The sequence below is a fragment of the Klebsiella sp. CSG-1 genome (assembly GCF_056521145.1).
This window is the reverse complement of sequence record NZ_JBWNLD010000020.1, coordinates 1-23,722: the sequence shown is the minus strand read 5'-3', so window position 1 is coordinate 23,722 and position 23,722 is coordinate 1. Positions and strand designations below refer to the sequence as shown.

Below are 23,722 nucleotides of genomic sequence, written 5' to 3'. Positions count from 1 at the left end.
AACCCTTTTCTCGCTAATTATTTCGATTCGCTGATTGCACATTATTAAATCAATTTGTACTTTTCAGTATCATATTGCTTCGCAACCCCTGCTGTCACTGGCCGGCGACATCCTACCGCCCTCTCATCCTGCGCGCGGCGGCGCGGAGGTAAAAAGTATAAACGTCGCTAAAGAATCGCGGCAATCAATATAACGCTTCTCCATATATCAGAGTCATAACCTATGAAATAGCATGCAACGTATCTTTTCATTCCTTTTCTATATATCAAATAAGAATCACCTTATTTTATAAATCCGCGCAATATCTGGCGCCTTCAGAAAATAAATCGCACATCATTCGTTTGTAACGAACAATTATCATTTTTTATCCCCCAATCTTCGGCGATCAGCCGCCCGTAACGCAGGCCTGAGAGCGGATACCGTGAAATCAACAACATTTCCCAATCGCAACAGTCACTTATTGAAATTATTGTTCGCGCGGCCCATTTTTGCGCCGCCTTTTAATTGTAATGATAACCATTCTCATATTAACATATCACTATTGATAACCTGTTCTGAACCTGCTCATGTCTCAGCTTTCCGCCGCCACACCGTTCACGCTCGCCTCTCTGTATCAGGCCCATCACGGCTGGCTGACAACCTGGTTAACCGGCAAGCTGCAATCCGCCTTTGACGCCGATGATGTCACTCAGGATACCTTTCTGCGCGTCATGGGCAGCGAATCTCTGCCCGCTATCCGCGATCCTAAGTCCTTCCTGTGCACCATCGCCCGACGGGTGATGATCGATCTGTTTCGCCGTAACGCGCTGGAACGCGCGTGGCTGGAGATGCTTGCCCAGCTTCCGCAGGCCATGGTCCCTTCGCCGGAACTACAGCACATTCAGCTGGAGACGCTGCAGCAGGTCGATGCCATGCTGGATGGCCTGAGCCGCAAAGCCCGCGCGGCCTTTTTATTTTCGCAACTGGAGGGGCTGACGTATGCCGAGATTGCCGAACGCCTGATGGTCTCGGTCAGCTCAGTGAAAAAATATGTCGCCAGGGCAACTGAGCACTGCCTGCTTTTTCGCCTGGAGAATGGCCTGTGAGTTCCGCATTAACCGAATCCCGTCGCCTGGCCCTGCGTTCCGCATCGCGCTGGTACGCGGTATTAAGCGATGGTCGCGTCAACCCACAGCAAGAAGCCCGCTGGCAACAGTGGTATGAACAAAACCGCGATCACCAGTGGGCGTGGCAGCAGGTCGAAAACCTGCGCCAGCAGATGGGACAACTTCCCGGTCCCCTTGCCAGCCGGACGCTCAACGACAGTCGCCTGACGCGTCGCCAGGTACTGAAAGGGCTGATGCTGCTGGTCGCCGCCGGCGGCGGCTGGCAAATGTGGGCCAGTGAACTGGCGGAAGGATTGCGCGCCGATTACCGCACGGCAAAAGGCCTGCCGCTGCGGCAAACCCTCAACGACGGCACTCTGCTGACGCTCAATACCGACAGCGCCGCCGATGTGCGCTTTGATGATCGCCTGCGCCTGGTTCGCCTGCGCTACGGCGAAATTGCCGTTACTACCGCCCGTGACCGCCGACAGCGACCGTTTCGCGTCCAGACCCGAGATGGTTTACTTACCGCGCTGGGCACCGAATTTACCCTCCGCCAGTTTCCCCGTGACACGCGCCTGACGGTGCAACAGCACGCTGTCGAGGCGGTGCTGTCAGGCGGACAGCGCAAGATTGTCCACGCCGGCGAGAGTCTGTGGTTTACCCACGACACCTTCTCCCGCCTTCAGCCGCTGAATGGCAGCGACGTAAGCTGGACGCAGGGCGTCCTCAGTTTCCGCGATCGTCCCCTGCATGAGGTGCTCGCCACACTCTCCCGCTATCGCCCGGGGATCTTGCGCTGCGATCCCGCCGTCGCCGGTTTACGTCTGAGCGGCACCTTTCCACTGGGCGACACTGATGCGATTTTGCGCATCATCGCGCAGACCCTGCCGGTAAAACTGCAGTTTGCCACCCGCTACTGGGTCACTGTCGTCGCGGCCTGAGAAAAAAACAAAAAATTAGCCTTCTCCATTGTCCCTTTTCACCTGCTCGTTCGACTTAACAGGTGATGACAACCAAAAACGATTGTGGAGAACACATGACGCCTTTACGCGTATTACGCAAACCGATGCCTCTGGTGATGGCAATCCGTTTAAGCCTGCTGCCTCTCGCGGGGCTGGTCGCGGCCCCCACATTGGCGGCAACGCAGTTTGACATTGCCGCCGGGGATTTAGACAGCGCCCTGAACCAATATGCCGCCCGCAGCGGCATTACGCTCTCGGCGGACGCCGGCCTGACTCGCGGAAAACACAGCGATGGCCTGCACGGCAGCTATGAGGTGGAAGACGGTCTGCAAACGCTGCTCGACGGTAGCGGGCTGCAGCTGAAGTCTCTGGGCAATCAGGCCTGGACGCTGGAGCCGGCGCCTGCGAATACGGAATCCACGCTGACGGTGGTCGGCGACTGGCTTGGCGACGCCCGGGAAAACGATGTTTTTGAACATGCTGGCGCCCGCGATGTTATCCGCCGCGATGATTTTGCCAAAACCGGCGCCACCACCATGCGCGAAGTCCTGAATCGCATTCCCGGCGTCAATGCTCCGGAAAATACCGGTACCGGCAGCCACGATCTGGCGATGAACTTTGGCATCCGGGGGCTGAACCCACGCCTCGCCAGCCGTTCTACGGTACTGATGGACGGTATTCCGGTACCTTTCGCCCCCTACGGTCAACCTCAGCTATCGCTGGCGCCGGTATCGCTGGGCAACATGGATGCTGTAGATGTGGTTCGCGGCGCAGGCGCCGTGCGCTACGGACCGCAAAACGTGGGCGGCGTAGTGAACTTTGTCACCCGGGCCATCCCGCAGGATTTTGGCATAGCGGGCGGCGTGGAAGGTCAGCTCAGCCCGACCTCCTCGCAGAACAATCCCAAAGAGACCCACAACCTGATGCTGGGGGGGACCGCCGATAACGGACTGGGGGCTGCCCTGCTCTATTCCGGTACCCGCGGCAGCGACTGGCGTGAACATAGCGCCACGCGCATCGATGACGTGATGCTGAAAGGCAAATATGCGCCAAACGCGGTGCACACGTTCAACAGCTTGCTGCAATACTACGATGGTGAAGCCGATATGCCCGGCGGCCTGTCCCGCGCCGATTATGCTGCCGATCGCTGGCAGTCCACCCGCTTAAAAGATCGCTTCTGGGGACGACGTCAGCTTGCCAGCCTCGGCTATCAGTTCCAGCCGGATGCACAGCACAAGTTCAACATTCAGGGCTTCTATACCCATACGCTGCGCAGCGGTTATCTGGAGCAAGGGAAGCGCACCACGCTTTCCCCGCGTGAATACTGGGTGCGTGGTATCGAACCGCGCTACAGCCAGAGCTTTATGCTTGGCGCTTCCGCTCATGAAGTCGGCGTCGGCTATCGCTACGTGAATGAATCCACGCACGAGATGCGCTACTACACCCCCACCATCAGCGGCAAGTTGCCCGACACCGCCAGTCCGTACGACCGCGATACCCGCTCTGGCACCGAGGCTCACGCCTGGTATATCGACGATCGTATTGATATCGGCAACTGGACGGTCACGCCGGGCATGCGTTTCGAACATATTGAGTCTTACCAGGACGACAGTCTGAAAGGCACCCGTCAGCAGGTCAGCTATAACGCCCCGCTGCCGGCGCTTAACGTACTTTATCATCTCACCGACAGCTGGAATCTTTATGCCAACACAGAAGGATCGTTCGGTACCGTACAGTACAGCCAAATTGGCAAGGCTGTGCAAAGCGGCAATGTGGAACCGGAAAAAGCCCGTACCTGGGAAGTCGGTACCCGCTACGACAACGGCGCGCTGAGCGCGGAAATGGGACTCTTCCTGATTAACTTCAATAATCAGTACGACTCCAACCAGACCAACGATACCGTCACCGCTCGCGGTAAAACGCGCCACAGCGGGCTGGAGACGCAGACGCGTTACGACCTCGGCGATCTCAATCCGCAGCTGGAAAATCTGTCGGTCTATGCCAGCTATGCCTATGTCAACGCCGTCATTCGTGAGAAAGGCGATACCTACGGTAACCAGGTGCCTTTCTCACCCAGACATAAAGGTACGCTTGGCGTGGACTACAAACCGGGTAACTGGACGTTCAACCTCAATAGCGATTTTCAGTCCAGTCAGTTTGCAGACAATGCCAACACCGTGGCGGAGAGCGCTGACGGCAGCAACGGCCGCATTCCGGGCTACATGCTGTGGGGCGCCCGCGTCGCCTATGATTTTGGCCCGCAAATGGCCAATCTCAACCTGGCATTCGGCGTGAAAAACATTTTCGACCATGAGTACTACACCCGCTCATACGACGATAACAACAAAGGCATCTATGTCGGCCAGCCGCGGACCTTGTATCTGCAAGGTGCCATGACATTCTGATGACGACCTGGGGGTGAGCAAAAGGTTGTGCGGGTATTCCGTCACCGTCCCGCCATAGGGCGGTGACGGTGACGTTTTAGCACGCCTTTCAGCCTTGATGCCGACGTTTGGCGCTGTAAAGGCGTCTCGCCCCCGACAACTCGCGAGGAAACTGCGTCTCCGTCAGCGGCGGCCGGCAAGCGTTCATCACCCCATCACGCATCTTGTTCTAAAATTCGTTTTGCCGACGATCGAATCAGATATGTATCATCCCGGCAGCGAGATAACGCAAGTGGCTCACGACAATGTATTTTCTTTTTATGAGCAAAATGATTAACTGACGTCTGTTAAAAACTTTTTCACGCTTTTATGCGTCTTTGTCGCCATGCATTTCGGGCTTGAGTATTGCTATAAATGAAATTATTTCGGGATTTACTCGCCGATCATTTCGCCACGTACTGGCGTCTCTACCCTCTGCTGGCGTTATCTGGATACAGACCACCGGAATGAGCCGATATTATCCCAATCACGCGGATGGAGAAAAACGATGCGTCTCGCCTTAAAATCAGCATTGATGCTAACCACGCGCGTTATACAGATAATCAACCCGGAACTTCAGTTGCATATGCAACGCACGGCGCTAATTGCTCTCGAGCTCGCGTTAGCTCTGGAACTGCCGCGGTCGCAGCAGCAGACCATATTTTGCGCCGCACTGCTTCACGATATTGGCGTGCTCGGGGATAAGCGAATCGTCACTTCGCTGAATGACATTGATAATATCGAAGACCCCCACCAGCATCGGGGCGCCGAGATGCTCGGCGGCTTACCCACCTTCGCGCCTGTTTTGCCTGTTATTCGCCATCACCACTTTAACCCGGCGTATAAAGGTAACCTCGAAGAGCATATCGTTTTTTTTGCCGATGCTTTTGAACGTCTGCTCTCCAGCGGAAATATCACCACAGATCATCACCCCGACATTATCATCGACACCTTTCGCACATCGCATCATGAGATTGATCCGATGCTCTGTGACACCGTCTGCCAGCTCGCGCAAAAAGAGCATTTCTGGCTGCATCTTCATCCCGGACATATCCAAAGGATGCTGGAGATCATCGGCCCGATTAACGAGCTGTACATCGATATCGACGGGCTGAAAGATATTTGTTTGTTAATTGCCAAAATTGTCGATACCTACAGCAGCTTCACCGCCAGTCACAGTATTATGGTCGGCGAAATATCCTGCCTGCTGGCAACCTATATGCATCTGCCGGAAGAGGAGTGTAAAAAAATCGAGATTGCCGGCTATTTGCACGATATTGGTAAAATTAATATCCCGTTGGATATCCTGGAAAAGCAAAGCGAACTCACGCCTGATGAACTGCGTCAGGTGCGAGAGCATAGCTATATGACCGGTGAAATTCTCAGCGCCTTTAGTGAACTCGGTGAAATCATTAACTGGGCGGCCAACCACCATGAAAAACTCGATGGCAGCGGCTATCCGCTGCATCTGAATCAGGATTATCTGCAACTCCCTGACCGTATCATCGCCATTGCCGATATTTTTACCGCCCTGACCGAAGATCGTCCCTATCGCGTTGCCATGCGTTATCAGGATGCATTACAGCTGATAGAGAACGATGTTATAAATGGCGCCCTGGATAAAGATGTTTTTTGTACGTTATGCCAGCATGCCGACACGCTACATAGCACGATTATTCGGAAAAAACGCGACTAACCCTCTGCCCGCAAATGGGCAGAAGCGGGTTCTATAATTAGACGTAACGTCATTTGTTCATCTGCATGCAAGGAAAATTCGGGTGAGAATCGCCACCATGACCAACTGGGCCTACGGGATCACCGTTTGCCTGACCATCACTTCCGGTATTGCCATGCTGATGGCGTCCAACGCGGAGACCGCCGAGCGCCAGGTCGTACAACAGCGGCAGATCTTCGACCAGCTAACCGAAACGGTTGAAACCGAGAGCTGGGAATTATCCGACCTCGCTCGCGCTTACGTCATTAACAAAAACCCGGATGTGTTACAGGAATACCGCCAGCAGGCCCGTTCGCTGACGACGATAGAGCACCGGCTGGAAAAGCTGAAAGATCGGGGAGCGACGCCGCAGGAGCTGATGTTGCTGCGCGAGGGGCTGCAGATAGCGGATGAGCTGCAGGATGAACAGCAGGCCGCGCTTGCCAGTATTGAACGTGGAGCAGACAGCGAGGCGCTCACCCTGCTCTACGGCAAGCCTTATGAACAGGAGCTGGAACGGGTACAGACCCAGATCGATCACTTCCGCCTTATGCTGGAAGGCCGGGCCGCCAGCGCCATTGCGCAAGCCACGGAAAAATCGCACACCTGGCGTACGTTATCAGAAATAATGGTCGCGCTGACGGCGCTGATGTTCCTGTTTGTCCTCGGATTTATCCTGCAACGGCGAGTATTGTACCCGGTTGTTCGTTTAAGTGATGTGGTACAACGTCTTGCCTCACAGGATTATGCCGTCGAAGCCCCCCAGTTCACGCAGATCGATGAGATTGGCGATATGGCCCAGGCGATCCGTATTTTCCGCGAAAATGGCCTGGCGCGTCAGCGTCTTGAGCAAGAGCGGGATGCCGACTGGGCGATTCGGGAACTGCTGGCGCGCATGACGCAGCGTCTGCAGGGCTGCGAATCTTTTGACGATGTTATCAAGGTCGCCGAGCTCTTCGCTCCGAATATCGCCCCCGCAATTCCCGGGCGCCTGTATGTTCTCGAAACCAATCCCTGGCAGTTGCGCTGTGTGGCTCAATGGCTCTCGCCGCCGGATGAACCCGAGGTCTTTTATCCTGACAACTGCTGGGCCGTGCGCCGTGGATTAAGCCATCCGCCGGTCAATGGTGAGCCTGACATCGCCTGCACACACCTGCCCGACGCCTGCATTCATCAATCGCTTTGCGTGCCGCTGGTTGCGCAAGGAGAAGCGATCGGCCTGCTCTCCTTCAGGAATGTCACTCCCGCCACCGCCCCTTCTCGCGCCTATCTGGAGCTGATGGCCGAAGCGCTGGGTCTGGCGCTGGCAAACCAGCGTCTGCGCAGCGCGCTGCTGGAGAAAGCGCTGTTTGATTCGCTGACCGGGCTGCGTAACCGTCATCATCTGGATGATGCCCTGCATACGCAAATCAATCTCGCGGTGCAAAACCATGCTCCGCTGAGCTGCCTGATGATCGATATCGATCACTTCAAAACGATTAACGATCGGTATGGTCATGAAGCCGGCGATCTGGTGATCAAGAGCGTGGCGGTCATTGTCCAACGCGCGGTACGCGACAAAGGCATGGCTTTTCGCTACGGCGGCGAGGAGTTTCTGGTGCTACTTGCCGGCGCCAATGAAGAGACGGCCCGGGCCTGCGCAGAGGAGATTTACGACAGTGTCCGCAGCCTGACCCTGCGCGATGGTCTCACCGAGATTGGCCAGGTGGATGTCTCAATCGGCATTGCCAGTTTCCCGCAGCATACCCAGAGCGACAGCCTGCTGCGAGCCGCGGATGCCGCACTTTACCGGGCCAAAGAGCAGGGGCGCTCCCGGATAGTCAGTTTCGGCATGCTGAAATCCGACTAAACGCCATACGGGGATAAGCTGTCTGCTTATCCCCGCAACAGCAAATGGGTGGCTATCCCCCATTTCACCAGCGATAACCGACCTTCCGCGCGCTCCAGAACCGAGTAGCTGCCATTCAGATGCGCATAGCGGGGAAAGTTCTCCGCACCATGGCCGTCAAGCGTAGAGATAACCGCCTGCATGACCTGGCCATGAGAAACCACGCACACGCACCGGTCCCCCGCCTCACCGGCTTCAAGCAGCGCCGCTGTTGTTCTGGCGACGGCAGCGGCCAGCGACTCGCCGTGCGGTGGCGTCACGTGCGGATCGCCGGAGTAGATCGCATCGAACAACCTCCGCTGCTCGTCGTTGAGCTGCGAGTAGACCGTTCCCTCTAATGGCCCGAAGCCCCGTTCAATGAGCCGCGCGTCAAAACGGATAGGACAGGCAAAATGGGCCGCGATCGGCATAGCCGCCGCGACGGCGCGACCTGCGGGAGAAGAGACCACCCGATCGATTTTCTCACCGTCAAGCGCGCGGATCAGCGCCGCAATTTGTCTATGCCCGCGCGCGGTCACCGGGCTATCAAGGTGCCCCTGCAGGCGGTTAACGCCATTCCATTCAGTTTCACCATGTCTTACGAGCAATATTTTCATTAGCAGCATCGGGTTACCCGTTATCGGGCAACATTACCATCCGTCGGGAATAAAAAGAAAGCGATGCCCGGCCCGGCTTTCCCTGACGCGCACTCCGTGACGGTCAGAGCACCCGGCAGGACAGAAAATCAGACCGCTGCACTCAGGACGTTGTTCGCGTTCTGCTATCCACAACGCGGATGGCAGATAAAATGAAATAAGGATGATATGATCTTCGGCAAATGATACCGGCATTAACCTAAGGGCCTACTTAATGAATAATGAAATACCGCTAAAGTATTATGACATCGCCGATGAGTACGCGACGGAATGCGCAAAGCCGGTCAGTGAATCAGAACGCGAACCTCTGGCGCACTATTTTCAACTGCTGCTCACTCGTCTCATGAACAACGAGGAGATCAGCGAAGAGGCCCAGGCAGACATGGCGCGCGAAGCCGGTCTCCCCGCGGATCGTATCGATGAGATCGCGATGTTCCTCAATCAGTGGGGCAATGAGTAGCCTCAGCAGGGCTCTCTGGCCAGGATAAACGGGCGTGTTGTTATTCTGACGCACGCTATTCCCCCTCGCATAGCCAAAATTTATCGTCCAGACTGAAAGCAAAGACGTGGTCTGCGCAGGCGTTGTGCATTACACTGCGCGCTGCAAAAATTGAGTTAATACACGATTAAGTAGGTGGTAACGGCGATGAACGGAACAATCACAACCTGGTTTAAAGATAAAGGTTTTGGATTTATCAAAGATGAAAACGGCGATAACCGCTATTTTCATGTGATTAAGGTCGCCAATCCTGATCTGATTAAGAAAGATGCGGCGGTGACCTTCGAACCCACCACCAATAACAAGGGTTTGTCAGCTTATGCGGTGAAAGTGGTGCCGGAAAGCAAATACATCTATATCGCCGGCGAGCGCCTGAAGCTCACGTCGATCAAATCCTACCTGGTCTACAGCGAAGAAGTGCCTGCCGATACCCGCATTGATAAAGAAAATGCGGTGCTGTCCGTGGGGATCCTGATGAGCAGCATCAAGCCGAAATCCGACGTTAAGCCCGGTGACATGCGCTCGCTGAAAAAACTGGCGATCACCACTTTTCAGGGAACGACATTGATCTTCTCAGAAGATGAGATTGACATTGATGCCACGGTGAAACTGCTTAAAGTCTGATTGCCTTCTGACCGCCCCTGGGCCGACATTCTGCCGCTTTCTGCCGCAGCCTGGCGGCCCTTCAAACCGCTCTCCATACGCCTTCTCTTGCCGCCGGTTCTGCGACTGCATTGCAATATGGCGGCCATAATGCAAGCCCTGTGCGGTGTCCATTGGGGCCGACCTCCGGTTAACACAGCGTGGGGATGTGTTCATTGATGCCATGATTGGCCGAATGGCACAAATGGAAAGATGCCGCTCCCGCCTCCTGTGCACAATCACTTCCGTGTCCATGCTTGTCACTCACCAGGAGTCAGTTGATGTTGAAAGGTAAAAGAGCCGTTATTACGGGCGGAGGCAGCGGATTTGGGCAGGCGCTGGCCGTCTGGCTGGCCCGCGAAGGGGTCAGCGTCGATTACTGCGCCCGGCGCCCGGCGGATATCCAGGAAACCAGCACTCTGATCGCGGCGGAGGGCGGGACGGCGCAAGGATACCTGTGTGATTTAGCGCAACCGGCATCCATTGCGCAGTTTTCCGCGCAGCTATTACAGTCTGAGACGCCGGTGGATATTCTTATTCTTAATGCGGCGCAATGGTTGTCCGGCAATTTAGACGATCGCTCGCCCCCGGAGATCGTCGATACCCTTCATTCCGGGTTAACAAGTTCGGTGTTGTTAGTTCAGGCGTTATTACCGGCATTAAGACGCTCGGAGCAGGCAGATATTGTATCCATGATCTCCGCCTGCGGTATCCCGCACTTTACCGATTCAATCGCGCATCCTGCTTTCTTCGCCAGCAAGCATGGTCTGAGCGGGTTTACCCAGACGCTCTCGCACCAGCTGGCGGCTGAAAACATCCGCGTCACCGGGCTGTATCCGCCGGATTTTGAACTGAGCGGTTTAGACGAACATGTCGACGATAGCGTCAAAATGGGCGAACGCCTGCTGAACGGGCGATCGGTCTGGGAAACCATTCGCTTTGTCCTCACTCAGCCCCGCAGCTGTCATATCAGCACCCTCTATTTTCAGGGGCCTACACGGGAAGATCTCGCGCGCAAGAGCCGCCTGCGCGAATAAGTACAACGTTCGACGCAGGACTCTCCGCCAGCCTTGGCGCAGTGGGGTTGCTCTTCGACCATGAAGATGACTCATGTTGTAATGAAATTATGTCGCTTTCACTCATCCAGGGACTCTGGCATAAAATATGTTCTATTAATCAGAGACAATATGATGATTACTGAATGACATAACCAGATAAAAAGAAAGGATATGCTGGGATTCAGGGAATACATTCAGTTTTCATATCAGACTTAGGGTGCACCATCGCGATGAATAAAGATTTTACTTTTACGATTAAACGTAGTTGTTTTGACGCGCATTATAACCCCGCTGAAAATACGCGAATTACAACCAATTTCGCGAATTTGGCCAGAGGGGAAAACCGCGAGGACAACTTACGTAACACGCTGACGATGATTGACAATCGTTTTAATGCGCTGGCGTACTGGGATAACCCACAAGGCGATCGTTATTCTGTCGAACTTGAAATTATTTCAGTTGAAATGACACTCAATGACCAGCACCGCAGCGGCAGCTTTCCGGTCATTGAGATCTTAAAAACAAACATTCTCGATAAAAAAACGCACGAACGTATTGACGGCCTCGCCGGGAATAATTTCTCCTCTTACGTACGCGATTATGATTTTAGCGTGCGGTTGTTAGAGCATAACAAACAGCAATCCGCATTTAGCATCCCGGATGATTTTGGTGAGTTACATGGCAATATCTTTAAACACTTCGTTAGTTCTACTGTATACCAGCAGAACTTTAACAAACCGCCGGTAATCTGCCTCAGCGTATCGAGCAAAGACACCTATCAGCGGACGGGAAATCAGCATCCGGTATTGGGTATCGAATATCAGCAAAATGGCTCGTCGTTGACTGAACAATATTTTTCCAGGATGGGATTAAAGGTTCGCTATTTTATGCCGCAGAATAGCGTTGCACCGTTAGCGTTTTATTTTTCTGGGGATCTGCTTAGTGATTACACTAATCTTGAGCTTATCAGTACCATCAGTACGATGGAGACATTCCAGAAAATTTACCGGCCTGAAATTTACAATGCCAATGCCGCCGCAGGGCAATATTATCAACCGAACCTGAATCACCAGGATCATTCATTAACAAAAATTGTTTATGATCGGGAAGAGCGCAGCCAGCTGGCGATCGAGCAGGGAAAATTTACTGAAGAGCATTTCATCAAGCCTTACCAGAATATTCTTGAGAAATGGTCTGCTGGCTACGCGCTTTAATTCACCGAACATACAAGGCTTTCTATTATGAAAAAATTATTACCCACCTCGACGGCTGGCAGCTTACCTAAACCTTCCTGGCTGGCAGAGCCTGAGAAACTATGGTCGCCCTGGAAATTACACGATCAGGAATTAATTGAAGGGAAAAAAGATGCGCTAAGCCTGTCCCTGTATGATCAGCTACGCGCAGGAATTGACATTGTCAGCGATGGCGAGCAAACGCGCCAACACTTTGTCACCACCTTTATTGAGCATCTCAGCGGCGTGGATTTTGAGAAGCGCGAAGTGGTGAAAATTCGCAATCGCTATGAGGCGAGCGTGCCGACGGTCGTGGGTGAAGTGGCGCGTCAGAAGCCGGTTTTCGTTGAAGATGCCCGTTTTTTACGTCAGCTGACCCGACAACCTATTAAATGGGCCCTGCCAGGGCCGATGACGATGATCGATACCCTCTATGATAACCACTATAAAAGCCGTGAAAAGCTGGCCTGGGAATTTGCCAAAATTCTCAATCAGGAAGCGAAAGAATTAGAGGCGGCGGGTGTCGATATTATCCAGTTTGATGAGCCGGCATTTAATGTCTTTTTTGATGAGGTGAATGACTGGGGGATCGCTGCGTTAGAAAGAGCGATTGAAGGACTAAAATGTGAAACGGCGGTACATATCTGCTATGGATATGGTATCAAAGCCAATACTGACTGGAAAAAGACGCTGGGGTCAGAGTGGCGCCAGTATGAAGAGGCGTTCCCAAGGCTGCAAACATCGAATATCGATATCATCTCGCTGGAGTGTCATAACTCGCGTGTCCCCATGGACCTGCTTGAGCTGATTCGCGGCAAAAAGGTGATGGTGGGCGCGATTGACGTGGCAACCAATGCTATTGAGACCCCGGAAGAGGTCGCCGGTACGCTACGTAAAGCGCTTGAGTTTGTCGATGCCGATAAGCTTTATCCTTCGACCAACTGCGGGATGGCGCCCCTCTCTCGTCAGGTCGCCAGAGGCAAGCTCAATGCGTTAAGTGCAGGCGCAGAGATCGTCCGCAAGGAGCTGCTGGCGAAATAACGTCAGCGGAGCCAGCGCGCTGAAAGAGAAGTCCGGGTCAGGCGTTCGGATCGCTATCCAGAACCCTGGCCGGACCGAACAGCGCGCAGCAGGACCGAACATAAAGCCTGAAGCCCCGCGCGTTCATCTCCCCTTTCACCGCCGTGCGGCCCGTCGGAATACGTGACTTTTGTCTGCCTCCACGAGCATTAATCGGATAACGTCCTGCTCATATTGATTCCCGTCACCCAAAAGCCGGCAGACTCGTAGACGTGGCGGGCTCGTTGGTTATCTCCGGCCACGCGAAGTCGAATCTGTTCAATCCCCTGCTCTCGCATCTCCCGCTCAAAAGCGCGTAGCGCCTGCGTGCCCAGCCCCTGCCCCTGGCAGGCGTTGAAGATATAAAAATCAAAGATGAACACGGTTTGCGTGGCGGTATCGGGTTTGTACCAGAGGTAACCGACGTGCTCGTCGCAATGGTCTGCCTGGTTAAAGAGACACAGCAAAACCTGCCCGGGCGTATTCACCCCCTCAGGAAGATCCTCTGCGATTTCACGCTTCGCTCTTGCCAGCGAATCCTCCGCGCTAAGCCGATAGTTGGCGGCAATTTCACGCGCGTAATCCGCAATAAAGTATTCCAGATATGCCGGGTATTCTTCTTCGCCCATCGGGCGGAGCATAATCATTGATTCATCCTTTGATAGGGAGCGACATTTTTCGCAGCGAGACGATGCATTCATCCCTTTCACCGACGCGGCCATTCATAGGCACAGATGACGAACGGCAAGGCCAGCTACCACATTAAATCATCAGGCACTTTGAAATCAGCATACGGATCGTCTTCATCCTGCTCTTCCTGGCTGAGCGCGCTGTGTAACACAATGCTGTCCGCATCGCGCTGCGCAATTTTATCCGCGACGTTAGCCGGAATAATCGCGTATACGCTCTCGCCGCTGCTGTCTGTCACCAAACGCGCGATCGCGAGACGGCCGCTAATCAGTTGAGCCTGAATCAGCTTATCGACAAAAATTTTTTTAATGAGATTGTTGTCGGTAAAGTTAAAGCCAATGTCGCCTTTTGCCGGAAGAATCCGGTTCATTTCAATCAGCTGCTTGACCTGAGCTTTATATTCTTTGGCTAAAGCGGCCTGCTTTTGCTGTTCGCCCAGCAGCTTATCGCGTTCGAGCTGCGCTTTTTTATTTTCTTCCACCGCCTCTCGCGCTTCACGCGCCTGTACCCGTGATTTTTTGGCCGTTCTTTGCACTTTAGCGACCTTTTTGCTGGTCACTAACCCGGCTTTCAGCAGCTGCTCTTGTAAGGTGAGTTTTGTCATTTCGTCTCTGAACCCGTTGAGAAATTTCTGCGATTATAGCGGGAATGTTGGCGGCTATACCAGGACTGCATCGCCGGAAGGCGGCCTGGTTTAGGGAAGACGCCGCCCTTACAGGTAGAGGGAACCATAGAAGAATTCTGTTTCTGAATGGGGAGGGTCAATGGTGATGCAGGCGTAGCCTTCCGCCGGTTCCGGTCTGAAAACCACTCTCAGGATATCCGTAAACATCCGGAACATTTTGGGTTTCACCAGAACGGTGATCAACATAACGCCCTGCAGCCTTTTACCCTACGCACCGACGGTTTTACTGAACATACATCCGCAAAAGTGCGGGCCGGCAAGCCTCTGTTCATAAAGCAAAACCGAACATTCACAATTTGAGCGCATTCACTTCTGACCATCATGGCTATTGGCTATGCCCACTGACCACGACTCTATTTCGTCCTTGTCGTTTAGCCTGATATAACGCGGAATCAGCTGCCATGAGGAGTCGCTCGTAGTCACCCTCATAATCTTTTAGCCCCGCGACACCGATCGAGACCGTAAGGTGCCCTGCCTCAGAGAACTCGGTAGCCGATATGACCTGGCGGATCCGCTCGGCTATCGCAGCAGACCCGGCGAGCGTGGTTTCCGTCAAAAGGATAACGAACTCCTCTCCACCAAAGCGGCTGATAACATCCTCTTTTCGGCATGTCAGTCTGAGTAAATCCGCCGTATGAACCAGCACGTCATCACCCGTACTGTGTCCGAACCGATCGTTAATAGCTTTAAAATGATCGATATCTACTGCAATCGCGCACTGATTTTTCAGGTTCTTGATATAAGTTAATTGCTCATAGAAACCACGCCGGTTATACAAACCCGTCAAAGGATCTGTCATCGCCTCATCACTGAGCGCTGCAAATTGGGCAGAGACTAAACGAAAACGTTTTTCCATCGCCTCTCTGAGTAAATAAGCTTCCTGGTACCAGGCCCTGATGGAAGAGAGTTTCTCTGGCGACGTGAGACTGTCATTGGTCTGAACCAGCCGCGCAAGCTGCTCCAGTGGTTTTGCGATACGTGACGACAGAAAAGCCACCCCTGTCGTAATAAAGAACAGGATAGCCAGCACCAGTCCGGAAATTTTCTTCACCGTATTGAACAACATACTGGTGACAACCTCTGACGGCGTCGACACAATAATATTCCAGTTAGATTTCTTAAGACCCGCATAGCCAACCAAATAATCTCGTCCGGCAAAAGAACCGTTTAAGTTGTTGCTCATATACGTTTTCAATTGTGGCGTGAGATTGACGGGCGACCTGGTCATCGTGGGAGCAGTATTGAATATAACTTTGCCATCGCGATCGACAATAGTTACAGATACATTATCTTTATAAAAATGAAGGCTAATAATATCACTGAGCATACTCTGTTTTTTCAGATAAATACTTCCGCCGAGATAGCCCAGATAGTGGCCATCCGGCGAACGGAGTGGATGCGAGAGCATTATCATGTCATTTCCGGCAATCGACGTGAATGGACCAGAAATCAGCGGCTTTTGAACAGCCAGAGCATTTTGGCTTGCTGCGGAATGTACTCTGACGCCGGTCAGTGCGGGCAGGTAAGGTGAAGTGGCAATAATCGCAGCCTTAGCGTCAACAACCCCAACAGAGTTAAATACGGCTGACCGGAGTCGCAGACGCTCTACCTCATACCTGGCCACGGATGCATCGGTGCTATGTAATTCAGAAGCTGTCCAGGCTAATTCACGTTGGGCCATGGCCAGATACCGGTCTGTCGTATCAGCAATTTTCATCGCGTAGGCCAGGTTGCTCTCAAGGAGAGAATCTTCTATTTCTTTCTTTTGAAAGAAATAGATACCGCCAAGGAGAAGAAAAGTTGTCAGGATAACTCCCCCTGAATAGAGAGCGATAAGCAGGGAGAGGAGAAACGGTTTTTTTTGAAACATTTTTCACCTGTATTTCAGAACATCCTGGCGACCCGCCGTCAATTTCCCGCAGGAAAAGTATCTTACGTAGCCGGCGCAACCCACTATGGGCTTCCCTTCTGACAGGATTTTCATTGCTGCTGTTTTGCCTTCATAGACAACCTTCACGTGTCCATGTGGGGATGATAGCAAATACCTGAGCCGGTATTGCCACTACACCTGTTTTAGCTTCATGCCCTTTTTGATAGTTGCGCTTTCCTGGTTATCAGCCGGTGCTCTTCCGGCGTCACATTCTGCGTCGCTGTACCCGGTTTAATAAGTTCCAGCGTCACGGCATACGGCCAGGGTCAGCGGGATATGTTCGGGAACGTTATCGCCCGGTAACCACGGTTTATCATGATGAGTCCAGCCCACTCACCCCACAAAGCCGGGATATGCAATCTGAGGGGTCAAGAAGATTAGTGCCCAGAGTAATCAGCGATAGCAAACAAAAATATCCATTTTAACGACTCCATGGGGGAATAAGGGAGCATAGGTTCAAATGTAAGGCTGCAGGGCGGAAATAATGAGGCCTGCAGCAAAACACATGAACAGCACTCCGCCGGTTTTATTGAGTTTACTGAAGAGATTACCGGAAGACATCTTCATCTTTACGGAGTGTGCGAAAAGCCCGTAAAGCGTGTGGATGACGATCACCAAAAGACAGAAAATACCCGATAGTATCGAAAACTGGGGGACAAATGGCTGCTGCGGGTTAATGAACTGCGGGAACAGCGCCATAAAGAAGACGATGGGTTTGGGATTCAGCAGAGAAACCAGCAGACCCTGGCGAAAGCTTTGACTGGCGGATGGCGCGACATCGGTTCCCGGTATGGCCGCGTTATTATTCATCGCACGGGGTAGTGAACGAAATAATTTGCTCCCGAGATAAATCAGGTAAGCGGCCCCGATGATTTTCACTGCCAGCAGGGCCAACCGGGACGTGGTAATGATCACCCCGACACTGCTGGCCGCGATGATCGATATCACCCCCATTCCTGCGGCCACACCGATGATCCCGGCCATGGCATGACGCAAGTTATAGTTCAGGGTGTTCGTCAGGGTGAATAAAACGCCCGGACCGGGGCTGGCGATGGTCAGGCTGGCAATAAGAATATAAAAAGCGATCTGTTGCATGAGGGGATATCCTGTCAGGTGCAGGGGCGCCTCTGCCCCCCGGTAAGATCAGCGGGAATTATCCCGATATGGTGAGTCGACAAATAAGGTGCTGTCTGACAGGCACTCACTGGCAGCGTAAATTTCCCACCGGCGCCAGACCCTCTTTTTCAGCCGTATTCATGATAAAACACGGCAATTAATATACTAAAATTTACTCTATAGTAACATTTTATTCTTGTCATCAAATTTTATTAATGCCTTATAAATCAATTAATTAAAATTAATATCATTCAAATTTTTCACCATTTGATGATATTTCAAGCACAAGAAGTGACAATTAAGTCTCTTTCTGGACCAGGCATGATAAATGACCCGGGGTTCATTCTCATATTTTATGTTATTGATTATTGCAACCTCCGAAAAAATCACTGCATTTAAGCCTGGCAGACCGTTATTGCAGGAGGATATTCTGAATTTTTCTTTGCGGCCCGCGCAGTCGCGATCGCGCCAGCAATGAGGTCATGGCGCTGCAGGCACAGCGTTCTGCCGCTGCCGATTTGAGAACCGCTTTCAGGATGCTCGTAAACATCCGGCATTTTTCGTGCTTAAATGCGATGGAGATCAACACGATCTCCCGCAGTATTTTACCATCCTCATTCAAGGCCTTACTGGACATACCGTGTAGGCTGAGACTGGAACGCATGGCAACGAAAATGACCGCGAAACCGGTTGGCTTCGGATACATTTTATTACTGCTGAACTTTATGGCATGGCCGCCACACGCTCTCAATGACTTTTTTTAAATTTAAAACCGACATCAGTAAACAATTTATCTATTTTATAATTAATAATAACATTATGTAATTAAGCTCATTGCACCAGAGAATGATAACTTTGCTTGCGGACGGTGCAGAAGCGCCATGAATAACAGGTCCCCCCCTTTTTTTATGGCACCTTTTTTGCTTTATTTATTGCTCACGTCATGGAGAGGCAATACATATAGTGTTCTGAGTGAACGAATGACGGATGGAATCTTAAAAATGAATACAAGGAGCTTCGCGTTGAGAAAGACGCCCGCCTGCAACCGCTTCTCTTTGTTCTTCCCGGTCCACTCCATGAGACTTAGGCTCAGGAGCCGCCGCTTGACTTCCGTTAAGTTCATCCCTCCAGGAGGGCATCATGCGATACATACCAGGCCGTATCCCCGCTATCCTTGCGGTCAGTAATCTGTTTTTTACCTGTGCTGTCTCTGTTGACCTGACCATTGCCACCCTGGTGGGCTATCAGCTGGCCCCGTCTGATGAACTGGCCACCGTTCCATTTGCGCTCATCACTGTTGCCGGCGCGTTCTCGAGTCTGTTTGCTGCCGGCATGATCGGGCGGGGAAACGAAAAACTCGCGTTTATACTGGGGTCTGTATGCGGTACAGCGGGCGGATTATTGTCTTTTCTCGCTGTGCTGAAGGGCAGTTTTTTACTTTTTTGCACCGGCTGCTTTCTTGTGGGGGTCTATCAGGCTTTCAGCCAGTACTATCGCCTGGTTGCCGCCGATCACTCCCCGCCGGAAGTGAAGGGGCAGTCTATCTCTCTGGTCATGATTGGCGGTGTTGTGGCGGCAATCCTCGGGCCACTGTTGACGATTATTGCACGGGATGTTCCCGGGCTACCTCGCTTTGCCGGTGTTTATCTCGTGGTGGCGACACTGGGTATTATGTCGGCACTTAATCTGGCGCTGTTCTTCGGCCGATCAAAAAAATATCCCTCTGCTCCGGACACCGCGGCTCCCCCGGTACGGTCACCGACCAGTCGGGAGCTAATGAAACGTCCGGATTATCGTACTGCCTGGTTTAACCTGGTCGTTGGCTCGTTGGTGATGCTTTTTCTCATGACGGCGGCCCCTCTCTCCGTTACGCACCACCATTCAATGAATGATGGCGCCCTGGTCATTCAGCTGCATCTGCTGGGAATGTATGTCCCTTCACTGTTTACCGGTCTCCTGATACGAAAAGTGGGGATCACCGTGCTGTTATATGCCGGGATCGCTCTCAACATGTCAGCCATCATGGTTAACCTGACCGGAGAAACGATGCTGGCTTACGGCTTAAGTCTGCTTCTGGTGGGGGTCGGATGGAATTTTATGTTTGTGGGCGGCTCTACGCTGCTCAGTCTCTCTTATCGTGATCATGAGCGAAAAAAAGCGCAGGGTTTGGCCGAAACCAGCCGTTTTATTTTCTCCGCGATCGCCACATCAGGGGCGGGTGTGATGCTGGCATTGCTGGGCTGGAAACTGCTGGGCCTGATGATGTTACCTGTTTTACTGATATGTCTGGTATCCACCTGGCAGTATGGTCATGCGGTCAGGAAAGAACGCGCGACAGCGTCGCGGAGTGCTGAAGACGGTTCTTAAATCCGCTCACGCCGCCCAAATGCAACATATTCGGCTGGCGGTCAGTTTCAGTGTTGGGGGAGGTGCCACTTGCGCAAGCATGAGGTGAGCATTATGCGGACGCGGCGAGCCGCAAATGATCAAGGTATGCAGGAGCTGTTTTCGCATTATGCGTGTTTAACAGGGCTGCTGATTTGATACACAAATGCTCCCTCCCGTAGACAGATGTGCCGGATGACCGGCAAGACAGAAAGGTGCTATGCGTCAAAAAAGAGTGTATCCCCGCAGGAAAGGCGATATTTATCCTTAAGCCACAGTCTGCCCCATCGTCCGGTGCAGTGGCATCCCATGATTTTTTCAGGCTTTATTTCCCTGAGAAACTTCATAAGATTGATCAGTTTTAATGGCGACGCGGTACGCAGGTGCAGTCCGCCGATAACGGCATAAATATTCTCTTCCCGCGTAATATTCCGGCAATGGTGAATCGTGTTCTCCAGCCCGCGGTGACCGCATCCGGTAATAATGACCAGGCCACGGGAGGAGCGCCAGATAAGGGCCCCTTCATCAGGCACATAATCAAGTGCTCCGGTACGGACATCGGTAATACCATATGCAACGGGCTTTTCGACGGGAATTTCACCTGTCCAGGTAAAGCGTTTTCCCACTGCGTGCGGGCCTTTACTGAACAGCACATTTTCGCCGGTGAAATTAAGGTGCCGTGAAAGCTTTTTGACCGGTATTGCCTTACCGGGGACTCGTACACAGGCATATCTTTCTCGTACAACGTCAGGATGACAGATAATCCTGGTACCTGAATTGAGCCAGTTGACGCCGCCGATATGGTCATAGTGGCCGTGCGATAGCACCACCGCGCTCAGATTCGACAAAGGTTCATTCATCAGCCGGGCGTTGCGGATAAATGTTTCATCCGGGCCGGTATCAAACAGTATCCGGCTGTCTCCGTCATCCAGCAGAATACAGAGCCCCGCGCGGGGTTGCATACCGGTGATCTCCTCCCTGAAAACAGTATCAAATGGTAATGCTGCAAAATTGGATTAATGAAGCCCGAGAACATTGGGCAGAGTTCCAGCCAACTAAATTCGCAGAAATGAAGAAGGCCGGGACGCTAGAGGACGCCCTTCAGGACGCAGCAATGTGGACGTCCGAGGAGATGGACTAGCTGGAGAACGCGGGCTTCTACTAACACGAGGCGTGGGAGATGACGCGCGAGAAATACCTGTTTCCGCCCGAAGAACAGGTCCTGAAGGACAAGCAGGACAGAGAGCCGTTCTGCAGCGGTGCGGCGCTGAGGGACGTACTGGCGATGCCGCTCTACGACGAGGACGAGGGCCCCTCCCAATATCAGGACTGACCGCGCAGGAAAAACCGGCCGACCTCTTCACCATCGACCCCGCCAGCATAGGCAGGGCGGGAAAAAGGCCAATTACCGCGATAACATTGCCGCCATCCGACTGCTGAAAGAGCTGGAGATCGGCAACCGGCAGGCGACGGTCGACGAACAGGCCGTGCTCGCCAAATACGTAGGCTGGAGCGGCATCCAGGAAGCGTTTGCCCGCACGGATGGTACGGCCACCAGCGGCTGGGCGAAGGAAGTCGCCGAGCTGAATGACATTCTGCAACCGGCCGAGATGGGTGCAGCTATCGCGTCCCCCCGAAACGCTCACTACACCAGCCCGCAGATCGTCTCCGCCATGTGGCTTGCAAGCGTTTGGTGAACACGTAAAGCACAAGTGACAGAAATCCTATCAATTGCTGATAGGACTGCTGCGAACGACACCGGTGAATCGGCGATACAGCCCCACAAGTCCGTAAATCGACAGAGGCTGACGGTGTCCACCTTAGATGGTGTAGCTCAGTGGTAGAGCGGTTGACTGTTAATCAACGGATCGGTGGTTCAAATCCGCCCACCTCGCCACAACGGTAAGGGGATTTGGACGACAGTAAGGAAGGCGCGCTCTTTGGCTGTTCGCGACGGTTCTCTTTCCCTGAATGCCCTTACCGTTGTGATGAATTGCAGCTCGTTGAAGCAACCATAAGATAAGCATCTGGACGGAGGATAGGGAGCATGGCGCCCAAGCGGCCTTGAAAACCGTCCCATTGCGAAAGCGATGTTGTTATTGAAAAGGCCCATTTTTCTGGGCCTTTTCAATTTTCACCATGTCCATGAGAGCGGTTGGTTATCCTTTTGAGTAAAGGCATGTTGCATGGGCCTTTGCCATCGTCAACACGGAAATACAGAGCACCGACTAATACCACTTTAATAGTCTCCGCGCCAGAAAAACGTATTTTTTCTCCTCTTGGTTCTCCGTCAATAAATACTCCCATACCTACTTGACATTGTCGACCTGGTTCGCAAGCTACAACATATTCTGCATATAGATATATATAATCTTCCGCCCACTCCCAATCTGAGCCACTGATTATTTTATAGACAATGTTATTTGACATATCTCCCACCTTAGTAGAATTTCATACCTTTTCCTATAGGGAATTGTCGTTTGAACACACCAAAAAGATAACTAGCTTTATCCTTTTGAAGAAGTTCGCTCCGTTCTTTCGTCCCGTCTACGATGTGCTACAGAAGCGCCTAGATGGCTCATTTCTCGAATACTGCTTAAAGCCAGAGGTGGCCAAAGTGGAGATCGCGCCCTTCGCATACATGCGCGGTCGCACGTTCGAAAATGCTGTGGTCATCCTCGATGACGCCCAAAACGTGACAGTGTCATAAATGAAGATGTTCCTGACCCGGATGGAAGAGAACGTAACGGTCATCGTTAATGGTGATGTAACCCAATGTGACCTGCCAGGTAATGTTAAATCCGGCCTTGAGGACTCACTGGAGCGGTTCGAACCGTCCCGTCAGGTTGTCCTCGTTGAGTTCACGGCCGAAGATTGCGTGCGATCTGAGCTGTGTAAAGTGGCGCTTCAAGCCTATCTGTAAGGAAAATATGATTGATATGGAAACCGAGAAAGACTTCTTACCTCTGCCGTTCGGTATAGCCTACTACTAACCAGCAAGTTCAGAGATCGGCCGCCCCCCCAACCCATCGACGCTAAGCAATTGAAAAAAATAATTTTGTAATTTATGGCCGAGATAATTGTTCCTTCTGTAATCGAGCCGTTGAGCTGGCAAAGCAGCTGCAGGGCCATGGATACGGCGAATACCCGTATGTTGACATTATCGCTGAAGGGATCGATAAACAAAAGCTGAGTGACATGGTTGGGAAGCTGGTAGAAACCATTCCCCAGGTGTTTTTGGACGATGTTCCAACCGGCGGGTACACAGAATTTGCTGCTTTCGCAAGCACTCTGTAATACAATACGGCTCTGTTTGGGGCCGTTTTGGGCACACAAAACAGCCAGTGATCCAGTCAAAATGAGCGACATCGCCAAATACGCGGCAGCCTTCCAGAAATTAACAACCCCGTAGTTACCAGCAGTTCCATGCCATTATCAGACGTAGCGTGATGCAATTACGAGATTTTTATATTTTTAGGTACTTATTCTAGCTTTTTCGCGTATACATAAATACACAATAAATAAGGGTACAGACAGCGGCATGCAGAACAACCACACAATAACGAACATGCCAAATACACCGCTGTTCACGCCAATGTGACGATCCCAAAAGTCTTTGGTCATTATCTTAAGGGCTAATTTCTCCGAAGTATAATATGAGAATGGGTACAGGGAGGCGCTTAAAACAAGATATGCAACCACAAATGACATATAAG

Annotated in this window: 22 protein-coding genes, 1 tRNA gene and 1 pseudogene; 16 read left to right on the top strand and 8 right to left on the bottom strand. The window is 52.3% G+C overall.

The annotated features are described in order from the left end of the window. The first annotated feature begins 566 nt into the window (after nucleotides 1-566). The 5 genes from fecI to AC007G_RS26990 all read left to right on the top strand — a co-directional run bounded on the left by fecI (nucleotide 567) and on the right by AC007G_RS26990 (nucleotide 8,036). Nucleotides 567-1,085 (top strand): ferric citrate uptake sigma factor FecI, encoded by a 519-nt coding sequence (gene fecI, locus AC007G_RS27010; protein ID WP_032688290.1) that lies wholly within the window; start codon nucleotides 567-569, stop codon nucleotides 1,083-1,085. Beyond that, nucleotides 1,082-2,029, top strand: a complete 948-nt coding sequence (fecR, locus tag AC007G_RS27005) for a ferric citrate uptake sigma factor regulator FecR (protein WP_142630350.1) — start codon at nucleotides 1,082-1,084, stop codon at nucleotides 2,027-2,029. The genes fecI and fecR overlap by 4 nt, the downstream gene beginning before the upstream one ends. Nucleotides 2,030-2,124: 95 nt before the next feature. Beyond that, the gene (gene fecA / locus AC007G_RS27000) at nucleotides 2,125-4,455 is read left to right on the top strand and encodes a TonB-dependent Fe(3+) dicitrate receptor FecA (protein WP_032700252.1); all 2,331 of its coding nucleotides are present in this window, start codon (nucleotides 2,125-2,127) and stop codon (nucleotides 4,453-4,455) included. 526 nt (nucleotides 4,456-4,981) lie between these two features. Then, entirely contained in the window at nucleotides 4,982-6,169 is a 1,188-nt protein-coding gene (locus AC007G_RS26995) for an HD-GYP domain-containing protein (protein ID WP_032688293.1), read from the top strand. Nucleotides 6,170-6,251: 82 nt separating this feature from the next. After that, entirely contained in the window at nucleotides 6,252-8,036 is a 1,785-nt protein-coding gene (locus AC007G_RS26990; protein WP_032688294.1) for a sensor domain-containing diguanylate cyclase, read from the top strand. 26 nt (nucleotides 8,037-8,062) lie between these two features. On the opposite strand, the gene AC007G_RS26985 is transcribed toward AC007G_RS26990, so the two are convergent. Then, nucleotides 8,063-8,671, bottom strand: coding sequence for a histidine phosphatase family protein (locus AC007G_RS26985; RefSeq protein WP_228258711.1), 609 nt, complete (start codon nucleotides 8,669-8,671; stop codon nucleotides 8,063-8,065). A 253-nt stretch (nucleotides 8,672-8,924) separates the two neighbouring features. Here AC007G_RS26985 and AC007G_RS26980 point away from each other — a divergent pair, with 253 nt between their 5' ends. The 5 genes from AC007G_RS26980 to AC007G_RS26960 all read left to right on the top strand — a co-directional run bounded on the left by AC007G_RS26980 (nucleotide 8,925) and on the right by AC007G_RS26960 (nucleotide 13,182). Beyond that, complete coding sequence (locus tag AC007G_RS26980) at nucleotides 8,925-9,170, top strand: YmjA family protein (RefSeq protein ID WP_032688295.1); 246 nt, start codon at nucleotides 8,925-8,927, stop codon at nucleotides 9,168-9,170. Between the two features lie 186 nt (nucleotides 9,171-9,356). Further along, complete coding sequence (locus tag AC007G_RS26975; RefSeq protein ID WP_004860714.1) at nucleotides 9,357-9,833, top strand: cold-shock protein; 477 nt, start codon at nucleotides 9,357-9,359, stop codon at nucleotides 9,831-9,833. A gap of 299 nt (nucleotides 9,834-10,132) precedes the next feature. Beyond that, nucleotides 10,133-10,888 carry an SDR family oxidoreductase gene (locus AC007G_RS26970; protein WP_133959373.1) on the top strand — a complete coding sequence of 252 codons (756 nt, stop codon included), beginning with the start codon at nucleotides 10,133-10,135 and terminating at the stop codon, nucleotides 10,886-10,888. A 251-nt stretch (nucleotides 10,889-11,139) separates the two neighbouring features. Further along, nucleotides 11,140-12,123, top strand: coding sequence for a DUF1852 domain-containing protein (locus AC007G_RS26965; protein WP_032695763.1), 984 nt, complete (start codon nucleotides 11,140-11,142; stop codon nucleotides 12,121-12,123). A gap of 27 nt (nucleotides 12,124-12,150) precedes the next feature. Next, the gene (locus AC007G_RS26960; protein ID WP_032688297.1) at nucleotides 12,151-13,182 is read left to right on the top strand and encodes a methionine synthase; all 1,032 of its coding nucleotides are present in this window, start codon (nucleotides 12,151-12,153) and stop codon (nucleotides 13,180-13,182) included. Between the two features lie 188 nt (nucleotides 13,183-13,370). Here the strand turns inward: AC007G_RS26960 and AC007G_RS26955 are convergent, their stop codons facing one another. The 4 genes from AC007G_RS26955 to AC007G_RS26940 form a co-directional block, all read right to left on the bottom strand. Then, the gene (locus AC007G_RS26955; RefSeq protein WP_032688298.1) at nucleotides 13,371-13,847 is read right to left on the bottom strand and encodes a GNAT family N-acetyltransferase; all 477 of its coding nucleotides are present in this window, start codon (nucleotides 13,845-13,847) and stop codon (nucleotides 13,371-13,373) included. A gap of 107 nt (nucleotides 13,848-13,954) precedes the next feature. Then, on the bottom strand, nucleotides 13,955-14,494 hold the full coding sequence (locus tag AC007G_RS26950; protein WP_099972815.1) for a DUF2058 domain-containing protein: 540 nt from the start codon (nucleotides 14,492-14,494) through the stop codon (nucleotides 13,955-13,957). Between the two features lie 406 nt (nucleotides 14,495-14,900). After that, a complete protein-coding gene (locus AC007G_RS26945) occupies nucleotides 14,901-16,445 on the bottom strand; it encodes a sensor domain-containing diguanylate cyclase (RefSeq protein ID WP_032700262.1) in 1,545 nt (514 codons plus the stop codon). A gap of 516 nt (nucleotides 16,446-16,961) precedes the next feature. Then, complete coding sequence (locus AC007G_RS26940) at nucleotides 16,962-17,600, bottom strand: LysE family translocator (protein WP_142630352.1); 639 nt, start codon at nucleotides 17,598-17,600, stop codon at nucleotides 16,962-16,964. Between the two features lie 1,161 nt (nucleotides 17,601-18,761). On the opposite strand from AC007G_RS26940, the gene AC007G_RS26935 reads away from it, so the two are divergent. Further along, the gene (locus AC007G_RS26935) at nucleotides 18,762-19,988 is read left to right on the top strand and encodes an MFS transporter (protein ID WP_142630354.1); all 1,227 of its coding nucleotides are present in this window, start codon (nucleotides 18,762-18,764) and stop codon (nucleotides 19,986-19,988) included. A 236-nt stretch (nucleotides 19,989-20,224) separates the two neighbouring features. Here AC007G_RS26935 and AC007G_RS26930 read toward each other — a convergent pair whose 3' ends face one another. After that, a complete protein-coding gene (locus AC007G_RS26930; RefSeq protein WP_142630356.1) occupies nucleotides 20,225-20,968 on the bottom strand; it encodes an MBL fold metallo-hydrolase in 744 nt (247 codons plus the stop codon). Between the two features lie 218 nt (nucleotides 20,969-21,186). Between AC007G_RS26930 and AC007G_RS26925 the strand changes: the two genes are divergently transcribed. The 3 genes from AC007G_RS26925 (at nucleotide 21,187) to AC007G_RS26915 (ending at nucleotide 21,903) form a co-directional block, all read left to right on the top strand. Further along, on the top strand, nucleotides 21,187-21,339 hold the full coding sequence (locus AC007G_RS26925; RefSeq protein WP_180888578.1) for a hypothetical protein: 153 nt from the start codon (nucleotides 21,187-21,189) through the stop codon (nucleotides 21,337-21,339). Between the two features lie 154 nt (nucleotides 21,340-21,493). After that, nucleotides 21,494-21,703 carry a hypothetical protein gene (locus AC007G_RS26920; RefSeq protein WP_047664677.1) on the top strand — a complete coding sequence of 70 codons (210 nt, stop codon included), beginning with the start codon at nucleotides 21,494-21,496 and terminating at the stop codon, nucleotides 21,701-21,703. Nucleotides 21,704-21,829: 126 nt separating this feature from the next. Next, nucleotides 21,830-21,903 (top strand) — tRNA-Asn (locus AC007G_RS26915). A gap of 230 nt (nucleotides 21,904-22,133) precedes the next feature. On the opposite strand, the gene AC007G_RS26910 is transcribed toward AC007G_RS26915, so the two are convergent. Then, nucleotides 22,134-22,436, bottom strand: coding sequence for a hypothetical protein (locus tag AC007G_RS26910; RefSeq protein ID WP_142630358.1), 303 nt, complete (start codon nucleotides 22,434-22,436; stop codon nucleotides 22,134-22,136). A gap of 88 nt (nucleotides 22,437-22,524) precedes the next feature. On the opposite strand from AC007G_RS26910, the pseudogene AC007G_RS26905 reads away from it, so the two are divergent. Both AC007G_RS26905 and AC007G_RS26900 read left to right on the top strand, forming a co-directional pair. Next, a pseudogene (locus AC007G_RS26905) lies at nucleotides 22,525-22,929 on the top strand (PhoH family protein); the annotation flags it as partial. A gap of 119 nt (nucleotides 22,930-23,048) precedes the next feature. Beyond that, nucleotides 23,049-23,303, top strand: coding sequence for a GrxA family glutaredoxin (locus AC007G_RS26900; RefSeq protein WP_072025005.1), 255 nt, complete (start codon nucleotides 23,049-23,051; stop codon nucleotides 23,301-23,303). 177 nt (nucleotides 23,304-23,480) lie between these two features. Here the strand turns inward: AC007G_RS26900 and AC007G_RS26895 are convergent. After that, the coding region (locus AC007G_RS26895; protein ID WP_479466733.1) for a colicin E1 family microcin immunity protein at nucleotides 23,481-23,722 on the bottom strand (242 nt) is incomplete at its 5' end.

What these genes read in the sequence shown, in the direction of transcription:
- fecI (WP_032688290.1), top strand. Translation starts at nt 567, where the DNA reads ATGTCTCAGCTTTCCGCCGCCACACCGTTCACGCTCGCCTCTCTGTAT.
- fecA (WP_032700252.1), top strand. Translation starts at nt 2,125, where the DNA reads ATGACGCCTTTACGCGTATTACGCAAACCGATGCCTCTGGTGATGGCA.
- AC007G_RS26995 (WP_032688293.1), top strand. Translation starts at nt 4,982, where the DNA reads ATGCGTCTCGCCTTAAAATCAGCATTGATGCTAACCACGCGCGTTATA.
- AC007G_RS26985 (WP_228258711.1), bottom strand. Translation starts at nt 8,671, where the DNA reads ATGAAAATATTGCTCGTAAGACATGGTGAAACTGAATGGAATGGCGTT.
- AC007G_RS26980 (WP_032688295.1), top strand. Translation starts at nt 8,925, where the DNA reads ATGAATAATGAAATACCGCTAAAGTATTATGACATCGCCGATGAGTAC.
- AC007G_RS26975 (WP_004860714.1), top strand. Translation starts at nt 9,357, where the DNA reads ATGAACGGAACAATCACAACCTGGTTTAAAGATAAAGGTTTTGGATTT.
- AC007G_RS26970 (WP_133959373.1), top strand. Translation starts at nt 10,133, where the DNA reads ATGTTGAAAGGTAAAAGAGCCGTTATTACGGGCGGAGGCAGCGGATTT.
- AC007G_RS26965 (WP_032695763.1), top strand. Translation starts at nt 11,140, where the DNA reads ATGAATAAAGATTTTACTTTTACGATTAAACGTAGTTGTTTTGACGCG.
- AC007G_RS26960 (WP_032688297.1), top strand. Translation starts at nt 12,151, where the DNA reads ATGAAAAAATTATTACCCACCTCGACGGCTGGCAGCTTACCTAAACCT.
- AC007G_RS26955 (WP_032688298.1), bottom strand. Translation starts at nt 13,847, where the DNA reads ATGATTATGCTCCGCCCGATGGGCGAAGAAGAATACCCGGCATATCTG.
- AC007G_RS26950 (WP_099972815.1), bottom strand. Translation starts at nt 14,494, where the DNA reads ATGACAAAACTCACCTTACAAGAGCAGCTGCTGAAAGCCGGGTTAGTG.
- AC007G_RS26945 (WP_032700262.1), bottom strand. Translation starts at nt 16,445, where the DNA reads ATGTTTCAAAAAAAACCGTTTCTCCTCTCCCTGCTTATCGCTCTCTAT.
- AC007G_RS26940 (WP_142630352.1), bottom strand. Translation starts at nt 17,600, where the DNA reads ATGCAACAGATCGCTTTTTATATTCTTATTGCCAGCCTGACCATCGCC.
- AC007G_RS26935 (WP_142630354.1), top strand. Translation starts at nt 18,762, where the DNA reads ATGCGATACATACCAGGCCGTATCCCCGCTATCCTTGCGGTCAGTAAT.
- AC007G_RS26930 (WP_142630356.1), bottom strand. Translation starts at nt 20,968, where the DNA reads ATGCAACCCCGCGCGGGGCTCTGTATTCTGCTGGATGACGGAGACAGC.
- AC007G_RS26925 (WP_180888578.1), top strand. Translation starts at nt 21,187, where the DNA reads ATGACGCGCGAGAAATACCTGTTTCCGCCCGAAGAACAGGTCCTGAAG.
- AC007G_RS26910 (WP_142630358.1), bottom strand. Translation starts at nt 22,436, where the DNA reads ATGTCAAATAACATTGTCTATAAAATAATCAGTGGCTCAGATTGGGAG.